This window comes from Cupriavidus sp. 2TAF22 (genome assembly GCF_052115045.1).
Taxonomy (GTDB): Bacteria; Pseudomonadota; Gammaproteobacteria; order Burkholderiales; family Burkholderiaceae; genus Cupriavidus.
The window spans coordinates 96,449-114,894 of the sequence record NZ_JBFRFX010000024.1; the positions used below are offsets into that span (position 1 = coordinate 96,449).

The following is an 18,446-nucleotide window of genomic DNA, read 5'->3' on the forward strand; positions in this document are numbered from 1 at the left end:
GAGGACGGCGAGTCGGCTCAGCCGAGCGCGGGCGCGGGCTCGATCGCCACCATCTCGGTGCGTGCCTCCACATGCAGCAGCGCGGCGGCCATGTCGCGCAGATGCGCCGCGTCCCTGGTCGTGACGTAACGGTCGCGGGGCGCCGCCCCGGGCCCGGCGGCCAGGCCGTGCTCGGCCAGCTTGCGCTGCAGCTGCCGCGCAATGGCGCTGCCGGTATCGACCAGCGCCAGCCGTTCGCCGACCATGCCGCGCACGGTGTCGGAAAGGAAGGGGTAGTGCGTGCAGCCGAGCACCAGCGTGTCGGCGCCGGCGTCCAGCATCGGCGCCAGATACGCGTCGAGCTTTTCGCGCACGGCCGGTCCGGAGATATCGCCTTGCTCGATCAACGACACCAGTCCGGCACCGGCCTGGCAGACGAAGCGGCTCTCGCCTTCGAGCGAGGCCAGCAGCCGCGCGAACTTCGCGCTCTTCAGGGTGTTGCCGGTGGCCAGCACGCCAACCACCTTGCTGCGGCTCGCGGCGGCTGCCGGCTTGAGGCCGGGCTCGACGCCGATGATGGGCAGCGCCAGCCGTTCGCGCAGCGTGTGCACCGCATGCATGGTCGCTGTGTTGCAGGCGATCACGAGCGCCTTGCAGCCCTGCGCCACCAGCCACTCGCAGGCCTGCAGCGTGCGCTCCTCGACAAAGCGCTCGGGCTTCTCGCCATAGGGGTTGTACCTTGAGTCGGCCAGGTATAGCAGCGACTCGTGCGGCAGCAGGGCGCGGACCTCGCGCAAGACCGACAGGCCGCCAAGCCCGGAATCGAAGATGCCGATGGGTGCGTTGTTCACGAGTGCGTGGGGCATAGTGGAAAACAGGGGAGGCCGGCAAGCAAAAAGCCGGGTCGAGCGACCCGGCTTTGCGTCGACAGCGAGGCTGTCATCGAGCAGCCGACTTACAGCGCGGCGACCGGGATCTTGGCAATCTTGGCCTGCCATTCGGCGGGGCCGGTCTTGTGCACCGAGGTGCCTTCGCTGTCCACGGCCACCGTCACGGGCATGTCCTTGACGTCGAACTCGTAGATCGCTTCCATGCCGAGGTCCTCGAAGCCGACAACCTTCGCATGGCGGATTGCCTTGGCCACCAGGTAAGCCGCGCCGCCGACCGCCATCAGGTAGGCCGACTTGTGCTTCTTGATCGCCTCGATCGCCACCGGGCCGCGCTCGGCCTTGCCGATCATCGAGATCAGGCCGGTCTCGGCCAGCATCATCTCGGTGAACTTGTCCATGCGCGTGGCGGTGGTCGGGCCGGCCGGCCCCACGGCTTCATCGCGCACCGGATCCACCGGGCCGACGTAGTAGATCACGCGGTTGGTGAAATCGACCGGCAGCTTCTCGCCCTTGGCCAGCATGTCGGCGATGCGCTTGTGCGCGGCGTCGCGGCCGGTCAGCATCTTGCCGTTGAGCAGCAGGGTCTGGCCCGGCTTCCACGAAGCGACTTCCTCGGGCGTGAGAGTGTTCAGGTCGACGCGCTTGGAGGTCTCGGTGTTCGGTGCCCACTCCACCTTCGGCCAGGCCGACAGGTCAGGCGCCTCGAGCTTGGCCGGGCCGCTGCCGTCCAGCGTGAAGTGCACGTGGCGGGTGGCCGCGCAGTTCGGGATCATCGCCACCGGCTTGGAAGCCGCGTGGGTCGGGTAGCCCATGATCTTGACGTCCAGCACGGTCGCCAGGCCGCCCAGGCCCTGCGCGCCGATGCCCAGCGCGTTGACCTTCTCGTACAGTTCGACGCGCATTTCCTCGATCCAGTCCTGCGGGCCGCGGGCGATGATGTCCTGGATGTCGATCGGATCCATCAGCGATTCCTTGGCCATGACCATGGCCTTCTCGGCGGTGCCGCCGATGCCGATGCCCAGCATGCCGGGCGGGCACCAGCCGGCGCCCATGGTCGGCACGGTCTTGAGCACCCAGTCGACGATCGAGTCGGACGGGTTGAGCATGACGAACTTCGACTTGTTCTCCGAGCCGCCGCCCTTGGCCGCGACCTGGATGTCCACCGTGTTGCCCGGCACCACTTCATAGTGGATCACGGCCGGTGTGTTGTCCTTGGTGTTCTTGCGGCCACCTTCGGGCGGGCTGACGATGGAGGCGCGCAGCACGTTGTCCGGATGGGTGTAGCCGCGGCGCACGCCCTCGTTGATCATGTCCGACAGCCCCATGGTGGCGCCATCCCAGCGCACGTCCATGCCCACCTTGACGAAGATCGTGACGATGCCGGTGTCCTGGCAGATCGGGCGCTTGCCCTCCGCGCACATGCGGCTGTTGGTCAGGATCTGCGCGATCGCATCCTTGGCGGCCGGACTTTGTTCCAGCTCGTAGGCTCGGCCCAGGCTGGTGATGTAGTCCATCGGATGGTAGTAGCTGATGTACTGCAGGGAGTCGGCGACGCTCTGGATGAGGTCTTCTTGCTTGATGACAGTCATTTTTATGGGGGGACAGTCGAGGGGAAATTCAACCCGGGATGATACACCGCGGCGGGGGCGGGCGCCGGCCTGCATGCGCGTGTCGACATTGCGGAAAGTGACTCGGGGGGCGTGGCGTGCGGCGTACCCGACACCCGTGCCGCGGGCAAAAAAAACCGCAGCCGGGGCTGCGGTTTCATGGCCGGCAGTGCGCGGCACGCCAGGCTCAGTGTGCCTTCTCGTGCCCGCCCGCGGGCGGGGCATGCGACACCAGCTTGTCCACGAAAGCCATTGCCACTGCCGACAGCAGGAAAGAGAGGTGGATGATCACCTGCCACATGATGGTGTTCGGGGCACGCTGGTCGGCGTCGATGAAGGTCTTGAGCAGGTGGATCGAGGAGATGCTGATCAGCGCCATCGACAGCTTGACCTTGAGCACGCCGGCGTTGACATGGTCGAGCCATTCCGGCTCGTCCGGGTGGTTGTCCAGCCCCAGGCGGGAGACGAACGTCTCGTAGCCTCCGACGATCACCATGATCAGCAGGTTGGAGATCATGACTACGTCGATCAGGCCCAGCACGACCAGCATGAACTTGGTCTCGTCATACTCGGTCGCGTGCGCCACCAGGTGCCAGACCTCGACGCCGAAGTGATAGACGTAGACCGCCTGCGCGACGATCAGGCCGAGATAGAGCGGCAGTTGCAGCCAGCGCGAAGAGAAGATCAGGCTGGCAAGCGGGTTGAGCCGCCTGGGCTGGTTCGACATGGGATTCGATGCCATGGGTATTGAAAGCTGGTCGTAAGGGAGAGGCCGCGATTGTACATTGCGCAGATTTCGCAAATCCCGCAAATACCGCGAATCGCGCAAATCCCGTACATCCAGCACATCCGGCATTTCGACCCGCTCAGCCTGCCCGATCCCGGCCAGTGCCGCCCGCTGCGTTCCTGTCGTCCCGCCACGCCCGGCTGGCGAGCGGCCCCGGCCAGCTTGCCAGCGCGATGCCGGCCAGCACGCAGGCCAGCGCCACGCCATGCGCCCAGCCCGGCTGCTCGCCCAGGAAGACGATCCCGTAGGTGGCCGCCGCAACCGGCAGCACTGCGGTGAACACACCGGCCAGTTGCGCCGGCACATGGCGCACGCCCTTCATCCACAGCCAGAACGAGAAGATGCTGGCCGACAGCGCGTACCACAGCAGCATCAGCCAGATGCCGGCGGGGACGGAGGTCATGTCGAACGTCAGCAGCGGCACGAGGCCCAGCGGCAACATCAACAGCCCGCCGATCAGGTGCGTGTACGCGCAGATCTCGATGGCGGCAAGCGTTTGCGCCAGGCGCCGCGACAGGATCACGTAGATCGACTCGCAGATCACCGCGCCCATGATCATCAGGTTGCCGAGCAGCGCATGCCCGCCGCTGTTCACGCCGCCGCCACCGCCATGTTCCGGTCCGCGCGCCACGTTCAGCACCACGATGCCGGCCACCGCCAGCAAGACCGAGAAGACCGTGCGGCGCGACAGGCGTTCACGCAAGATCAGCCAGGACAACAGGGCGACCGTGGCCGGGATGGTGCTGGTGATCACGCCCGCGGCCATGGCGCTGGTCAGGCGCACGCCGCCCAGCATCAGCAGCGTGAACAGGAAGGTGCCGAAGAACGCCTGCAGGAACAGGTTGGTCCACTCGCCGCGCGACACGGCTCGCATGCGCGCGGGCCGGTACCAGGGCGCCAGGCATGCGATGGCGATGGCAAAGCGCAGCAGCGCGAACAGCAGGATCGGCACATAGGCCACGATGGCCTTGCCCAGTCCGACATTGCTGCCGACGAGGGCCATCGCGGCGATCAGGAGGAGGGAGTGGATAGGCAAGGCGGCGTGGCGTGCGCGTGCTGCGTGCGGCGCACGGAAACCCGGCGAATGCCGCAGCGCCATGTTGGGAATAGGGCTCGCGGCATTATAGCTGTGCTAGCCTAATGGAGAAGGCTGCACATCGCCACGCGGACGGCTTCGTGGAGGGCGTGCCTGGCTGGCGGCGCCCGTGTGCATGCTGCGTTGCAGCAGGGCAGGGCCGATTTCGGGCGGGTTTGCCGCTGCCAGGCACCACGTCAGGATTCAGTAAGCCGTCGGGCGTAAGTTTGCAGCCAAGCAGCCACGCCAAATCAGGAGACAAATAAATGTCCGCCATCGAATCGGTGATGCAGGAGCATCGCGTTTTCAATCCCCCGGAGTCATTCGCAAAGCAGGCCGCAATCCCCAGCATGGAGGCCTACCAGGCACTATGCGACGAGGCCGGGCGCGACTACGAAGGCTTCTGGGCACGCCATGCGCGCGAGCAGCTGCACTGGAGCAAGCCTTTCACCAAGGTGCTCGACGAAAGCAATGCACCGTTCTACAAGTGGTTCGAGGACGGTGAGATCAATGCCTCCTACAACTGCCTGGACCGCAACCTGGACAACGGCAACGCCGACAAGGTGGCGATCGTCTTCGAGGCCGACGACGGTGGCGTCACCAGGGTCACCTACCGGCAGCTGCACGCCAAGGTCTGCCAGTTCGCCAACGGCCTCAAGGGGCTCGGCATCAAGAAGGGCGACCGCGTCGTCATCTACATGCCGATGTCGGTCGAAGGCGTGGTGGCCATGCAGGCCTGCGCGCGCATCGGCGCTACGCACTCGGTGGTGTTCGGCGGCTTTTCCGCCAAGTCGCTCCAGGAGCGCCTGGTCGACGTGGGCGCGGTCGCGCTGATCACCGCCGACGAGCAGATGCGCGGCGGCAAGGCGCTGCCGCTCAAGGCCATTGCCGACGAAGCGCTGGCGCTCGGTGGCTGCGAGGCAGTGAAGAACGTGGTGGTGTATCGCCGCACCGGCGGCAAGGTCGCCTGGACCGAAGGCCGCGACCGCTCGATGGAAGACGTCGCCAAGGGCCAGCCGGAAACCTGCGAGGCGGAGCCGGTCAGCGCCGAGCACCCGCTCTTCGTGCTCTACACCTCCGGCTCCACCGGCAAGCCCAAGGGCGTGCAGCACAGCACCGGCGGCTACCTGCTGTGGGCGCTGATGACGATGAAGTGGAGCTTCGACGTCAAGCCCGACGATCTCTTCTGGTGCACCGCCGACATCGGCTGGGTCACCGGCCACACGTATATCGCCTATGGCCCGCTGGCCGCCGGCGCTACCCAGGTAGTGTTCGAAGGCGTGCCCACGTATCCCGACGCCGGCCGCTTCTGGGACATGATCGCGCGCCACAAGGTCAGCATCTTCTACACCGCGCCGACCGCGATCCGCTCGCTGATCAAGGCCGCCGACGCCGACGAGAAGATCCATCCCAAGCAATACGATCTGTCCAGCCTGCGCCTGCTGGGCACGGTGGGCGAGCCCATCAATCCCGAAGCCTGGATGTGGTACTACCGCAATATCGGCGGCGAGCGCTGCCCGGTCGTGGATACCTTCTGGCAGACCGAGACCGGCGGCCACATGATCACGCCGCTGCCGGGTGCGACGCCGCTGGTGCCGGGTTCCTGCACCTTGCCGCTGCCGGGCATCATGGCTGCCGTCGTCGATGAAACCGGGCAGGACGTGCCCAACGGCAGCGGCGGCATCCTGGTGGTCAAGCGCCCGTGGCCGTCGATGATCCGCACCATCTGGGGCGATCCGGAACGCTTCAAGAAAAGCTACTTCCCCGAAGAACTCGGCGGCAAGCTCTACCTGGCCGGCGACGGCGCGATCCGCGACAAGGAGACCGGCTATTTCACCATCATGGGCCGCATCGACGACGTGCTCAACGTCTCGGGCCATCGCATGGGCACCATGGAAATCGAGTCGGCGCTGGTGGCCAACCCGATCGTGGCCGAAGCCGCCGTGGTGGGCCGCCCGGACGACATGACCGGCGAGGCCATCTGCGCGTTCGTGGTGCTCAAGCGCTCGCGCCCCAACGAGGAAGAGGCCAAGCAGATCGCTGCCGAGCTGCGCAACTGGGTGGGCAAGGAAATCGGCCCGATCGCCAAGCCCAAGGACATCCGCTTCGGCGACAACCTGCCCAAGACCCGCTCCGGCAAGATCATGCGGCGCCTGCTGCGCTCGCTGGCCAAGAACGAGGAAATCACGCAGGATACCTCCACGCTGGAAAATCCCGCGATCCTGGACCAGCTCAAGCAGGGCCAGTAGCAATAGCAATAGCAATAGCGGAATTACGCGCCGGCCCGCCGGCACGCCCCGTGCGTGCCGGCGGGTCTTTTCTGCTTCGGCAGCGCAGGTCCAACCACGCTCCCCATGCCCGACGAACAGTCGCGTTTTCGCCGTCGGCTGCTGCTGTACTACGCCTTGTTCACCATCGGCCTGTTTGCCTTCATCGGCATGATGGGCCTGCTGGAGCGCTCCAGTGGCGATGCGCTCTGGCTCGGCTACGTCTTTCTCTTCGTCACGATCGCCATCTATGCATGCATCGGGCTGATCTGCCGCACCTCGGACCTCAATGAATACTATGTAGCCGGCCGCCGGGTACCCGCCATGTTCAACGGCATGGCGATCGCCGCCGACTGGATGAGCGCCGCGTCGTTCATCGGCCTGGCCGGCATCCTGTTCGCGTCGGGCTACGACGGGCTGGCCTATGTGATGGGCTGGACCGGCGGCTATTGCCTGGTGGCCTTCCTGCTCGCGCCGTATCTGCGCAAGTACGGCGGCTACACCATCCCGGATTTCCTCGCGGCGCGCTATGGCAACGGCAAGCCAGGCGGCAACATGCCGGTGCGCGCCATCGCCGTGCTGGCCGCGTCGCTCTGCTCCTTCGTCTACCTGGTGGCGCAGATCCAGGGGGTAGGGCTGATCGTCACGCGCTTTATCGGCGTGGAGTTCGCCGTCGGCGTGTTCTTCGGCCTGGCCGGCATCCTGGTCTGCTCCTTCCTCGGCGGCATGCGCGCGGTGACGTGGACCCAGGTGGCGCAGTACATCATGCTGATCGTGGCCTTCCTGGTCACGGTATCGATGATCGCGTGGAAACATCATCACGATGCGCTGCCGCAGCTCAGCTACGGCACGCTGTTGTCGCAGCTCGATGCGCGCGAGCGCAGCCTCGAACGCGATCCTGCCGAGCGGGCCGTGCGTGAGTTCTACCGCCAGCAGGCGATCCGGCTGCAGGAACGCATTGCCAGGCTGCCGCGGTCATTCGCCGAGGAGCGCGATGCGCTGTCCGCGCGCATGCAGGATCTGCGCTTGCGCAATGCGCCGCTGCGCGAGATCAAGGCCGTCGAGCGCGAGCGGGTGGAGTTTCCGCGCGACGCGGCGGCGGCCCAGCGGCAATGGAGCCAGCAGCGCGAAGAAGCGCTCGCGCGCAGCCAGCCTTCCACGCCTTCCACCGAGCCCTATCCCTCCGCCTCGGAAGCGGAGCGCAAGACCAAGCGCCTGAACTTCGTGCTGCTGGTGTTCTGCCTGATGCTCGGCACCGCCAGCCTGCCACACATCCTCACGCGGCTCTACACCACGCCGTCGGTCAAGGAAACGCGCAACTCGGTAGCCTGGGCCGTGTTCTGCATCGCATTGCTCTACGTCTCGGCGCCCACGCTGGCCGCACTTGTGAAGTACGAATTCTTCCAGCACCTGGTCGGCACGCCCTACGCCGAACTGCCCCAGTGGGTAGTGCAGTGGCGCAAGGTCGATCCGCCCGTGTTCGGCATCAGTGACGTCAACGGCGACGGCATCGTGCAATGGGCCGAGATCCTGATCCAGCCCGACATGATCGTGCTTGCGGCCCCCGAGATCGCCGGCTTGCCCTACGTGATCTCCGGGCTGGTCGCGGCCGGCGCGCTGGCGGCCGCGCTGTCCACCGCCGACGGCCTGCTGCTCACCATTGCCAACGCGCTGTCGCACGACGTCTTCTATCACATGGTCGACCGCGGCGCGAGCCACCAGCGGCGCGTCACCACCGCCAAGATCGTCCTGCTCGGCGTAGCGCTGTTTGCCTCCTACGTCACGTCGCTGCGTCCGGGCAATATCCTCTTCCTGGTCGGCGCGGCGTTTTCGCTGGCTGCCTCCAGCTTCTTCCCGGTCCTGGTGCTGGCCATCTTCTGGCGCCGTACCACCGCCGCCGGCGCCGTCGCCGGCATGGTCGCGGGGCTGAGCGTGGCGGTCTACTACATCTTCGTCAACTATCCGTTCTTCACGCGCATGACCGGCATCTTCGGCAACCGCTGGTTCGGGGTCGACCCGATCGCCTCGGGTGCCTTCGGCGTTCCCGCAGGGTTCGCGGTGGCGATCATCGTCAGCCTGCTGACGCCACGCAACGCGCCAGTGATCGACCGGCTCGTGACCTACTTGCGACGCGGCTAGCGGTCGCATCACGAAACACTGGATTTGCTGGACAAGTCTGCTATAATCGCCGACTTCCCGGAGAGATGGATGAGTGGTTGAAGTCGCACGCCTGGAAAGCGTGTATAGGTTAATAGCCTATCAGGGGTTCGAATCCCCTTCTCTCCGCCAGATTTTAGAGTTAAGCCGTTGAATCTAAAGGGATTCAACGGCTTTCTTGTTTTATGGCCCAGCAGTCGGCCCAGCAGCGCGCGGAATGATGCGCCTTCGTCACTACAGCACCGGCTTGCGTGGAGGGGTGGCGGGTTGAACCTAGTTCGCAGAAACTTCACCGGTTTCCGCAATACGACTGAGAACCGCCTTCTGAGCAACGTACCAGCGCACGAGGCAATCTTTGTCATGACAGTTGCGCTCGCGATCGTTCCAAGCTTGGCGCGTGCGTTCTTTGAACGCACTTGGATTTGTGGCCGCCGTCTTCGCCTTTCGGAATAAGCCAGCCAATTCAACATCTTCCCGAGCAAGTTCGGCGTCTGTGCAGATAAGATGCTCGGCTTCTGAACGTGCCCGCAAACAATCGAAACTGGTGGTTTGCATAACCGGTGCGACTGCTGCCGCAGTGTCGTTCTGCGGGGGCATACTCGAACCATTCGCGGGAGTTGCGGCAGACGGCGACTCTGACGGTTGATCTGGCGAACGTTCGGAGTGTTGCGGGCGCGGGGGCACGTTATCTCTGGTGCAATCAAGGACAGGGGAGCCGACCAACATTCCCCTCCCCAAGCACATGACGGAAACCCGATTGCCTTTATGTAATTGCGCTAACACTGAGGTGGCGGATTTCCCGAGCATTGCCCGAACGTTGTCAAATTGGAACTGTCCGGCAAGTAGGCGCAAGTAAGGCGCATCGGTAAAGTCCTTCCCGATTTCAGCAACGACACCGCTCACATACAGCCAATTGCCTTTGTACTTTGTGTCCGCCAGCACTTCGTTGGCCTTGTATTCCTGGTACAGCTGCGCAGCTGATATTTCGATGACGGGGGGCGCGAGATTGGTCGGCTGCTCTTGTGTGTGCTGGGTGGTTTCTGCGGCTTGAGAAGCAACCCCATCCGGCGACGCGGGGGCTGAACCGGAAGCAACTGCGTTTTCAGGTTGAGACGTCCCCGGATGCCTCCCCTTCAACACGACAAGGGCAAAAATCGTAACGCAGATCAATGTCACAATGCTCAGAAGCCTGCGCGCGAACAACCGCCGTGGTTTCGTCGCTGATAGGCTCGTTGCTTCGCTCGGCCGCGCCAATGGCGCTGGTGAGGCTGTCGGGTTGATTGGATTACCGCATTTCGGGCAGGCCGCGGCCTTGCTACTGACCTCTGCACCGCACTCGTCGCACGTAACTAGCGCCATTGTTTTCCCCGAATACATTTCGTTTAACTTTCTGGAACGAGATATTACAGCGCCAAGCGAAAGTATGTTTTGCCAACCTGTTCTTGCCAGAGCGGTCCTCTGTTCTCTTCGCTGCAGTGCCAGGCGCTCGCGATTACTACTTTGGCGCCTGGTCGACCTTCGACGGGCGCATCGTCGAGAACGGCACGCTCACCTCGCCAAAACTGTCTCGCGGAAAGCGCACGACATATGCGCGCGGCTGTTCGCGCACACCGCAAGTTTGCAATGGTGTCGTGCCGCGCCTAGGTACAGTCACTAGTGTGCCGCCGAAGCATACTGCTGCATGCCGCTTGAATGACACGGGGATATCGCTGCCCATTTGACTCTTAAAACTACCCTCGAACTCGTCGCCCACAGGCGGCGCGGCGGGAGTGGTGGCCGCTGCCTCGCGCTCAGACGGCAAGACCGCAATAGTCTTTACATGATTGTCGGCCGTGTTTCCCGGCGAAGGACGATCGGGGTCATTGGGCAAGTAACCCCTCATGTTGAGCCTCACCTCGTCGAGGCAATGCTCGCGCGACTGCTCCGTGACGTCAGTGATCCACGGCGGGGTGGTGAGCGACACGCCGAGACCGGGCATGATCAGATACGCCTGGGGGTCACGGATCACAGTCTGGCGAAATCGGGCGATCGCTGCCGGGTCGCCGCTGCGGTCGACAGTCAGCGCCTGCTGCATGATCAGGGCATACCGATCGCAGAACGCTTTGTCAGTAGCAGTTGGCTCTCTCGCATGCGCCATACTCGCCGATAGGGCTAAAGCGACGACGAACCACGTCTCTGGCGTCAGCACAGCCGCAAGCGCGACGCTAGCGACCCTGCCGAGCCGTGTGGGCGGATACGTGCGCTGCGGGCGTGGTGAGGCCGCCGTGGGCCGCTTAGTGAGCCTGAAGGGCATGCCCTCGGCAAACAGGTGTTTCCGGTTTCTTTTCATTTTGTTTCCCCCCTTAGCGAACCGCCGATGTGTAATTCTGAATGTTACTGACGCGCGCGAGGCTCCCGGCAAGTTCTTGCGGATTATTCGCCTGCACGGTCACGTCCCCGTTGATGTTGATGGATGGGCCGCCACTGGCTCCGGCGTTGCCGTTGTAGCTATTGGCGTATTGCTGTGCTTGCGTGGCACGGCGTGCGTCCTCGGCCTTATTACCGTGCGCTTCGTAGATGCGCGACACGCGTCCACCCAGATCGGCGGCGCCATTGGCGCCGGACAGCGCCTTATTCAGAAGGGCGCGCTCCGCGGGATTTTGGGCGATCCAATCGAGCTGTGTTTGCCACGAGGTCTTATCCGGTGTCACCCCGTGGGCCGCTACGAACGGGGCCATGCGGTCGGGGTGCAACAACTGGACGAGGCCTTTGGCGCGCCCGTAGCGCGTTTCAACCTTGCCGCTGGCGGCGGGGTTGAAACCGCTCTCGCCTTGAATGTTGGACGCAATAGCAGCCGCCTGCGCCACGTTGAATCCGTGGCGGGTGACGAGATAGCCCATCACATCCTGCATGTTCGTGAGGCCGCCAGCGGCCCGCGCGCCACCGCCGCCTAGCTCGCCGGCCGCAATCCGCGCCGCCGCGCTAGGCGTGAGCCTAGCTGCGCCGCCGTGATCGCCCAGCATGCCGCCTACGGGGTTTGCGCCCTGCCTTCGCGCTTCGGGGACTGCTTCCTTCCACGCCCACTGGACAGCGTCGCCCACCACGCCCACGGCCTGGCCGATGGCCCCACCTGCCTCCTTGAGTCCGGCCTGCAGCCCCGCCGGGAGCTTGGAGTAGATCCACCCAACGAGAAAATCAAACCCCTTCGCCATGAGCTGGACGCCATAGGCGGCAAGGTCCACAGCTTCGCCTAGGACGCGCAGACCGTCACCCAGGGCGCGCAGCACGGTCGAGAGTTCGGGTGACTCTTGGTCCAGCACCCGCATGAATCCGTCAATGCCGCCGCCCGCCGCTATGACGCGATCGTTGAAGGCCGAGAGCGAGCTACTTGCCTTGTTCGTCCATTCCCCGAAAGATTTTACGTAGGGCTCGACAACAGTCGCGAGCGTGTTTGCCACATTGGTTACTGCACTCCGCACGGACGCCATAGCGTCAGACACGGCAGCCATCGCACTCTTGTTCTCGGACGCAGCCGCGCTAAGTGAGCGCGTATATTCCTCGCGTACGTCCTTCTCACTTTTGAGCATGACGATAATGTCATTCGACACGCCCTGCGCGGATAGGCCAGCTTCAATCTGTTGCTGCTGTGCCGGCGCGGATTGGCGGTAGACTTTCTGCGCGTTCGCCAGCACGTCCACGGGCGCCATGTCAGGCCCGACACGCACGCCCATTCGGGCGAACGCCTGAAGCGTCGGGGCACTCCCGGTGATGTTGAACTGCTTCGACTCCCTGGCCAAATCCGCAATGGCCTGCTTGCCTGCCTCGGCGTCCGCGCCCAGGCGCCGGGCCGTCGCGGACCACGCATCGAGTTCTCGGTTCGACATTCCCGTAGCAACCGCCGTCCTGCGCAAGTTGGTCTCCATCGCCGTCAGCGCGAGCACGCCCCCGACGCCGGCAGTCACCACGGCGCCGAGTATGCTTGCCAGCGTGCCCATGGCGCCGCTAAACGCCCTTGCCGCAGCGGTGGAATCCCTCAGCCGCTTAGCCCGGTCTTTCTCGCGCCTAGCCGCCTCGGCGTCCGTTTTCTTCGCCTTGCGCTCGGTCTTCGTGACAAGTCGATCCACTTCCGCGTCGGCTTTCTTGTAAGCCTCCGCGTCCATCCGGAGCACCACTATGAGCTCGTCTACGATATTAGCAGCCATGATTAGGGCACTCGTTGTTAGTTCGGGTTTGCCTGGTAGCGGGGCGCGATACGTACCCCACTGATCGCCGCGTTAAAGATGCTCCAAGTCGGCGGCATCCTGTCTTTGATAAAGCCCTCGTGAGCCGCCCACAGTTCCAAAATCACATCGGGCGGGATGATGGCCAGCAGCATGTCGCGAGCGATAGGGGCCATCCGGGAAAGTTCGTAGGCGTCCACACCCTGCGCCGCATCATCTACCTCGAATGCGGACACCCACCACCACTCCATGTACAACTGGCAGAGTTTCCCGGTCGTGGAATTCTCGTAGGGCACCATAGCGGCGGCGCGGGCTGCCATCTGCTCTGGGGTACTCACTGTGCGTTGCATTTCTGTCGCTCCGTAGTGTTGGCGAAAGGGGTTTGCTGGGTCGGGGCAACTGGCTTAACGCTTCGCAGCGGGCTACCCCAGCGAGTGGCTAGGTGCGCGATTGCTTGCGCGTATCGGTCGGATCGGTTGCTGTCGGCGCGGGACTCGACGTGCGACAGTGCCCGCCGCGCGAAAGCGAGACTGACGAGGGGGGTTTGCGCCGACAGCGCGCGGGCGGGCCGGAGGGGCCAGGCCCATTGCCATTCAAAGGCATTCGGATCGCTATCGGGGTCCACCCACATCAGTTCGTGAAACTCGCCGTCATCAAACCCCGCGCGGCGTGAGCGACTCCACGCGGTGATGACGGCGCGCCGTACCCGCTGCGCGGCGTCTACGTGTATCTCAATGTCCCAGCGCGGAATCCGCGCGATTTTCTCTAGCGCGACTTGCTCATACAGCGTCATGGTCCAATTGCTCCAAGAAAGAAGAAACACCGGCTAAAAATTCACTGCGTTTGGCTTGCTCCTGGCGGGCATAGATCATCGCCAGTCGGGAGTGTTCGACGGCGAGCCGTGCAAATGTCTGCGCCTCTAGCAAATCCTGCGGCGCGACCATCGGGTGCCATTTGCATTGGGACTCAAGATATTGCGTGCCTACAAGCGCCATCCACTGGCGCGCCGTCGAGTCGTAGCGCACGCGGGCAATTCGAAGGCGCACGGTGTTCTTCGCGGGCATTTGCCGATATGCGCTAAAAACCGTCGCGCCGTCAGCGGCGCGCTCTACAGCCCAATTGAAATATCCGGCCAGTGCGCGCCGCAGGGTTTGCGGATCGCTACTGCGCTCGCCGGGAGAAGACAGGGGTTGCATCTGAGGCTATCCTCGTCGTGATTTTGATAGCTCCAGTCTATACGCTTCTGCGCCGTGTGAATGGAAAAAGCTTTTACCTATTAATGAGAAAGGCACGCTTGTTACAATTTAAATTGCGGGGCGCCGAACTGGGATTTAAATGCCAATGACATTTACGCTATAAAGCGAAAGGCCGCGCGTTAGCGGGCCGTTGCATTTAAACCGGATGGCGCGCTTGTGAATAACGCGCGGGGTGTGGCTAGCTGCTACTGGACGAGGGCGAGCGCAGGGCGGTTGCCGTCCGCATCAAACGGCGCGGCAGCTTCGCCCCCCGCGTCCGCCGTTAGGTAAGCGTCAGGAACGCGGTAGTACGTCACGCCGCAGCTCGTGCCGGCTTCCCAGCCGTTTGTACGCATCCATGCGCTCAACTGGCGAGGACCCACGCCCTTTCCCGCCGGATTGCTGGCTAGCTGGGTCAGAAGATCGCGGACGAAGACACGCCGGTCAGAGCGCTGCAAGGCGAGCCGACGCACAATCTCCGGCGCCAGTTCGGATACCGTCGTCTGTGGCGTACCTACGCCATTACGCATTTGGTCATCAGTGAACGCCCGTACGGCCCGCTGCGTGGCATCCACTAGGCTCCTGTATCCGCTTCCGCCGTCGCAAAAGCGCTCCTTTGCCTCGGCAAATAGCTGCGGCGCTTCGACGGTCCAAGCGGGATCGATAGGCCGGTCTACTTGAATGGGCATGAAGCGCCGGTTGCCGGTTTCATCGCGGTTTAGCTCGTGCTTGTTCGCGGTGCCTACCAGCACGAAGCGGCGCGGGTGCGCCTCGGCCTGGCGGGCATACGGCGCCCGAAACACGTCCTCGCATTCCGTAATCCATTGCTTGATGTCTTCCACGTCTCTTCGGCCCATGCCGGACATTTCGCCAATTTCTGCGATGGGCGAGACGGCGGCTGCCATGCTCATTGTGCGCGGCTCCGTGAAGGCGAGGGACGAGGGGGGTGGCACGACGAGCGCGTTCGCCAACTCGTGCACGAAACGGGACTTGCCCGTGCCCTGCGTACCGATCAGCACCGGCACGACAGGGCATTGCGCGCCTGGGCTCAACTGGCGCGCGACGATGCCCGCGAATAGGAGCTGTCCGGTCAGCGTGAGTGCATCGCTTGGCAACGCCCCGCACAGGTCGGGAAAGAACGAATCGAGCCGCGCTACCTTGTCCCACTGCGGCAGGGCCAGTACGGTGTCTTTCCACGGGTCGTAGCGGTTCTCCTCGGCCAGCGCCTCAAGCGCGCTCTCTACCGTGCCGGGCGTCACGTTGGCGCAGCCGATGCGCGAAAGCGCATCGCACAGCCGCCCAGACGCCGGAGTGTCATCCCGCTCAATCCGTCCCGTGCAGGCGTTCAGGCGCGGCAGGGTGTCCAACTCGCGCAGCAGCAGCGCGATACCGTGCTTGACGTTGACGAAGGGCGCCGCCTTCCGTCCGGCCGGCTCCGGGTAATCGACCAGCCCGCACAGTTTCTCCGCGGCTTGATCGAGCGGCGAGGCGATATCCGCTGCGTCATCGTCGGTGAAGGCAAAGAACTCTTGCAGCTTGTGTGACCAAACGCCGGGTTTGTCGCCCATACGAACGACCTCGGCCTTAGTAAAGTGCTTGGCGTCCAGGTCGGGGCGCCAGGTGTCGAAGGGATCGGCGCACTGCTGGCCGATATACGCGGCGAGGTTAGCGAGCACGTCGGCCACCTTCACGCGCTCGCCGCCCTTTATGGCAAGTTGCCAGGACAGCGGAAGCGCCTTGTCACCGAGTGCGCGCGTAGCTAGCAGTCCGTAGCGCTCGCCTTCCTTCGGGTCAAGCCCTTGGGCGATGGCGTTCGCGCGCTGGTAGTCGATGGCGACGCGCTTGGCTTCCCGGCGGCGCGCATTCTTGGCAGTGCGTACGGCGGTCTCGAAGCGGCGCGCCTCGATCTCACGCTGCGGTGTCATGGCCTGCACATCGAGCCAACCCTCGGGCGTGCGATAGCGCGCTGGCGCGCCAATGATCTGCGGCGGGCGCTCAACGAATGCCTGATCGTGCGGCACGGTCCGCGTGATGCCGCCCTGCAACACGGGTTCGGCTTCGAACATCAGGCGGGACGGCTGATACACCAGCGCATCGGCCAACTGCCGCGTAAGCAGCGCTCCGGACTTGCTGATCTTGATCGAACCGCAGCCGGCCGCCCACTGCTCGATCTGCATGCGCTTGGCGAGCGCAGGGATATCCGTGCCGCGCGAGACGACTAGATAGACATGCACGCCGCGCAAACCCCGAGAACCGACATAGGACGACGAGGATGGCCTTGCCACGCGCGAAACGTGCCGCAGCCAGGGGGAGCATGCCTCCAGCGCGTCGAGGACCGCATCGACCGATTGGAACGTGTCTCCGTCGACATCCACGTCGATAGGGAACAGGGCGGCGCCGTAGGGGTACTGGAACGCTTCGTTCGTGCGCGCTACAGCATCGGGGCGGAAGTCGGCGCCGGCCCGCGTGGTGAGCGGCGTATCGCCAACGAGGGGCACGCCGCAGGTAATGGCCTGATTCGACTCCATCCGGGCTAGGACGGCGGCGAGTTCCGACACATCCCCGATGCTCTCGATGCGCGCCGTCCCTTCGGTCATGTGCGCAATCGCCGTGCTTTCAATCTCGCCTTGTTCGTTCAGAGCAAAGCGTTTGGCGAGGTCACACGACGAGGACGCGATTACCGAAAACGTGATACTCCCTGACTTTCTCTTTACATTTGCAGTGCTGGACGTCATACTCCACCGTGGATATGAAGGGGCAAAAGCCCCTGGTTAATCTGGCCGCTGCTGCTAACAGCGGCTTTTTTTTTGCTCAGACCGTTTAGCTCAGACCATTCGCTTTCCGGGTCGCCGCCAGGAGAGCTAGGCGCCTCGCCTCACACTCCCGTATCTGCGCGTAAAGCTCTACCCATGGCGCTATCTGCTGCGCCGTCCAGAGATGCGGCTTTCGCCATTGGATCTTCGCCGGGCGCGGCAAATCTCCCCTCGCTGTCCATTCCCGCACCGTAATGACGTGGACGCCAATGCGTTCGGCCACGGCGAACACATCTAGCAGCTCTGTTTGCTCGGCCATTTGCTATCATCTATCCATTGGAATAGTTGCAGCCTATATTCCCACGTCAGCCCCTGTCAAACGCAGGGCAGCTAACGCGCCTGAACATCGCGCAATTTCGTTTAAATCTTCGTTACCTTGCGCCTAGGCTTTGCTTACGGATAGCCCACGGACGGCCCGAAACGCACTGTGTGTGCCCGTTCTATTTAGACATATTCGTAATAACTCAGAATAGAAACCGCGTTTTAGACGCATAAGGACACGTGGCCGCCGCTCAACGAATGTCGAATGTCAATGCTTTCTGTGGGGGAGAGAACGGGAGAGAGCGGGGAGAGTTAGAGAATTAGAGAGATAGAGAGATAGAGAGCCAAATTTCCTTTAGAGGGTCCCATATCTAAAAACGGTCCCTAAATAGGGGTGTAATGCATAGCTAGTAAAAGCCTACTTATCTGTGTTTTTTTTGTATAGAGTCTATGATTTTTTTACTTTTGCTCTCTAACTCTCTAATTTTTATTTCTTCTTTACGGATTACTAAGGTTTATGTAAATTTAGGCTGACAAAACAGGCGAAACGTAACGTTTTGGTAACGAAAACTTGTTAGAGAGCAAGTAGAGAGCAAGTAGAGAGCAAGGCCTTGCTCTCTAAAAAGATAATTGAATGTAAAGGTTATGTGAGTCAAAGTTCCGAAGACGGCGCAGGATGCGGACGTGGACGGCGCGTAGCGGAGCGCCGGGTACATACCGCATTTAGGGTGCGCAAACCCGAATGTCAATGTTTTATGTTGGGCAGCAAGCGGTGAACCGGGCGTTGCTCTCTACTTGCTCTCTGCTTGTTCTCTACTTGCTCGCCAAGATGCGATAAGTCCATGGGGCTTGCCAGCGCGGAAAAGACGGCGCAGGGAAGGACGCAACCAAGACGGCGGTCTGCTACGCGGCGGGGGCGCCGTCAGGCGCCGCCAAGAAGGCCGCCCCCCCACGCCCATATGCGGCTCAGAGCGCTCTCGCGCTCGCGCGGGGTGAGTGGGGCTATGCGGGCCGCTAGGACGGCGCTACGCGCCGCTGCGATGGCTGCCTCGGCGGCGTATGAGGCATAAGTAAGCGCGGGGGTAAGCGCGGCGGCGCGGGCGGCCCGCGCCGCCTCGTCCGCACACGCGCGGGCCTGCGCGGCGGCGCGGGCGGCGCTGTCGGCCTGGCGCGACA

The 18,446-nt window shown here is 63.4% G+C and carries 13 protein-coding genes and 1 tRNA gene; 3 read left to right on the plus strand and 11 right to left on the minus strand.

Features of this window, described 5'->3' with window-relative positions; all coding sequences use genetic code 11:
- Positions 1-17: 17 nt before the first annotated feature.
- From murI to AB4Z48_RS26495, 4 genes are all read right to left on the minus strand, one after another.
- The gene (gene murI / locus AB4Z48_RS26480; protein WP_441619456.1) at positions 18-830 is read right to left on the minus strand and encodes a glutamate racemase; all 813 of its coding nucleotides are present in this window, start codon (positions 828-830) and stop codon (positions 18-20) included.
- Positions 831-934: 104 nt separating this feature from the next.
- Positions 935-2,458 (minus strand): fumarate hydratase, encoded by a 1,524-nt coding sequence (locus tag AB4Z48_RS26485; protein ID WP_441619458.1) that lies wholly within the window; start codon positions 2,456-2,458, stop codon positions 935-937.
- Positions 2,459-2,663: 205 nt separating this feature from the next.
- Positions 2,664-3,218, minus strand: a complete 555-nt coding sequence (locus AB4Z48_RS26490) for a TIGR00645 family protein (RefSeq protein ID WP_441619459.1) — start codon at positions 3,216-3,218, stop codon at positions 2,664-2,666.
- Between the two features lie 124 nt (positions 3,219-3,342).
- Positions 3,343-4,299, minus strand: a complete 957-nt coding sequence (locus tag AB4Z48_RS26495; protein ID WP_441619460.1) for a DMT family transporter — start codon at positions 4,297-4,299, stop codon at positions 3,343-3,345.
- 305 nt (positions 4,300-4,604) lie between these two features.
- On the opposite strand from AB4Z48_RS26495, the gene acs reads away from it, so the two are divergent.
- The 3 genes from acs to AB4Z48_RS26510 all read left to right on the plus strand — a co-directional run bounded on the left by acs (position 4,605) and on the right by AB4Z48_RS26510 (position 8,894).
- Complete coding sequence (gene acs, locus AB4Z48_RS26500; protein ID WP_441619462.1) at positions 4,605-6,587, plus strand: acetate--CoA ligase; 1,983 nt, start codon at positions 4,605-4,607, stop codon at positions 6,585-6,587.
- A gap of 105 nt (positions 6,588-6,692) precedes the next feature.
- Positions 6,693-8,744 (plus strand): VC_2705 family sodium/solute symporter, encoded by a 2,052-nt coding sequence (locus AB4Z48_RS26505; protein WP_441619464.1) that lies wholly within the window; start codon positions 6,693-6,695, stop codon positions 8,742-8,744.
- A 59-nt stretch (positions 8,745-8,803) separates the two neighbouring features.
- A tRNA-Ser gene (locus tag AB4Z48_RS26510) sits at positions 8,804-8,894 on the plus strand.
- A 141-nt stretch (positions 8,895-9,035) separates the two neighbouring features.
- On the opposite strand, the gene AB4Z48_RS26515 is transcribed toward AB4Z48_RS26510, so the two are convergent.
- The 7 genes from AB4Z48_RS26515 to AB4Z48_RS26545 form a co-directional block, all read right to left on the minus strand.
- Positions 9,036-9,965, minus strand: coding sequence for an OB-fold protein (locus AB4Z48_RS26515; RefSeq protein WP_441619466.1), 930 nt, complete (start codon positions 9,963-9,965; stop codon positions 9,036-9,038).
- Between the two features lie 292 nt (positions 9,966-10,257).
- Positions 10,258-11,091, minus strand: coding sequence for a hypothetical protein (locus tag AB4Z48_RS26520; protein ID WP_441619468.1), 834 nt, complete (start codon positions 11,089-11,091; stop codon positions 10,258-10,260).
- Between the two features lie 13 nt (positions 11,092-11,104).
- Positions 11,105-12,943 (minus strand): phage tail tip lysozyme, encoded by a 1,839-nt coding sequence (locus AB4Z48_RS26525; protein WP_441619470.1) that lies wholly within the window; start codon positions 12,941-12,943, stop codon positions 11,105-11,107.
- A gap of 17 nt (positions 12,944-12,960) precedes the next feature.
- Positions 12,961-13,311, minus strand: a complete 351-nt coding sequence (locus tag AB4Z48_RS26530) for a hypothetical protein (protein ID WP_441619472.1) — start codon at positions 13,309-13,311, stop codon at positions 12,961-12,963.
- Positions 13,296-13,754 carry a hypothetical protein gene (locus AB4Z48_RS26535; protein WP_441619474.1) on the minus strand — a complete coding sequence of 153 codons (459 nt, stop codon included), beginning with the start codon at positions 13,752-13,754 and terminating at the stop codon, positions 13,296-13,298. Before AB4Z48_RS26535 ends, AB4Z48_RS26530 begins: the two co-directional genes overlap by 16 nt.
- A complete protein-coding gene (locus tag AB4Z48_RS26540; RefSeq protein WP_441619476.1) occupies positions 13,741-14,157 on the minus strand; it encodes a hypothetical protein in 417 nt (138 codons plus the stop codon). Before AB4Z48_RS26540 ends, AB4Z48_RS26535 begins: the two co-directional genes overlap by 14 nt.
- A 245-nt stretch (positions 14,158-14,402) precedes the next feature.
- Positions 14,403-16,793, minus strand: a complete 2,391-nt coding sequence (locus tag AB4Z48_RS26545; protein WP_441619477.1) for a VapE domain-containing protein — start codon at positions 16,791-16,793, stop codon at positions 14,403-14,405.
- Positions 16,794-18,446: the final 1,653 nt, after the last annotated feature.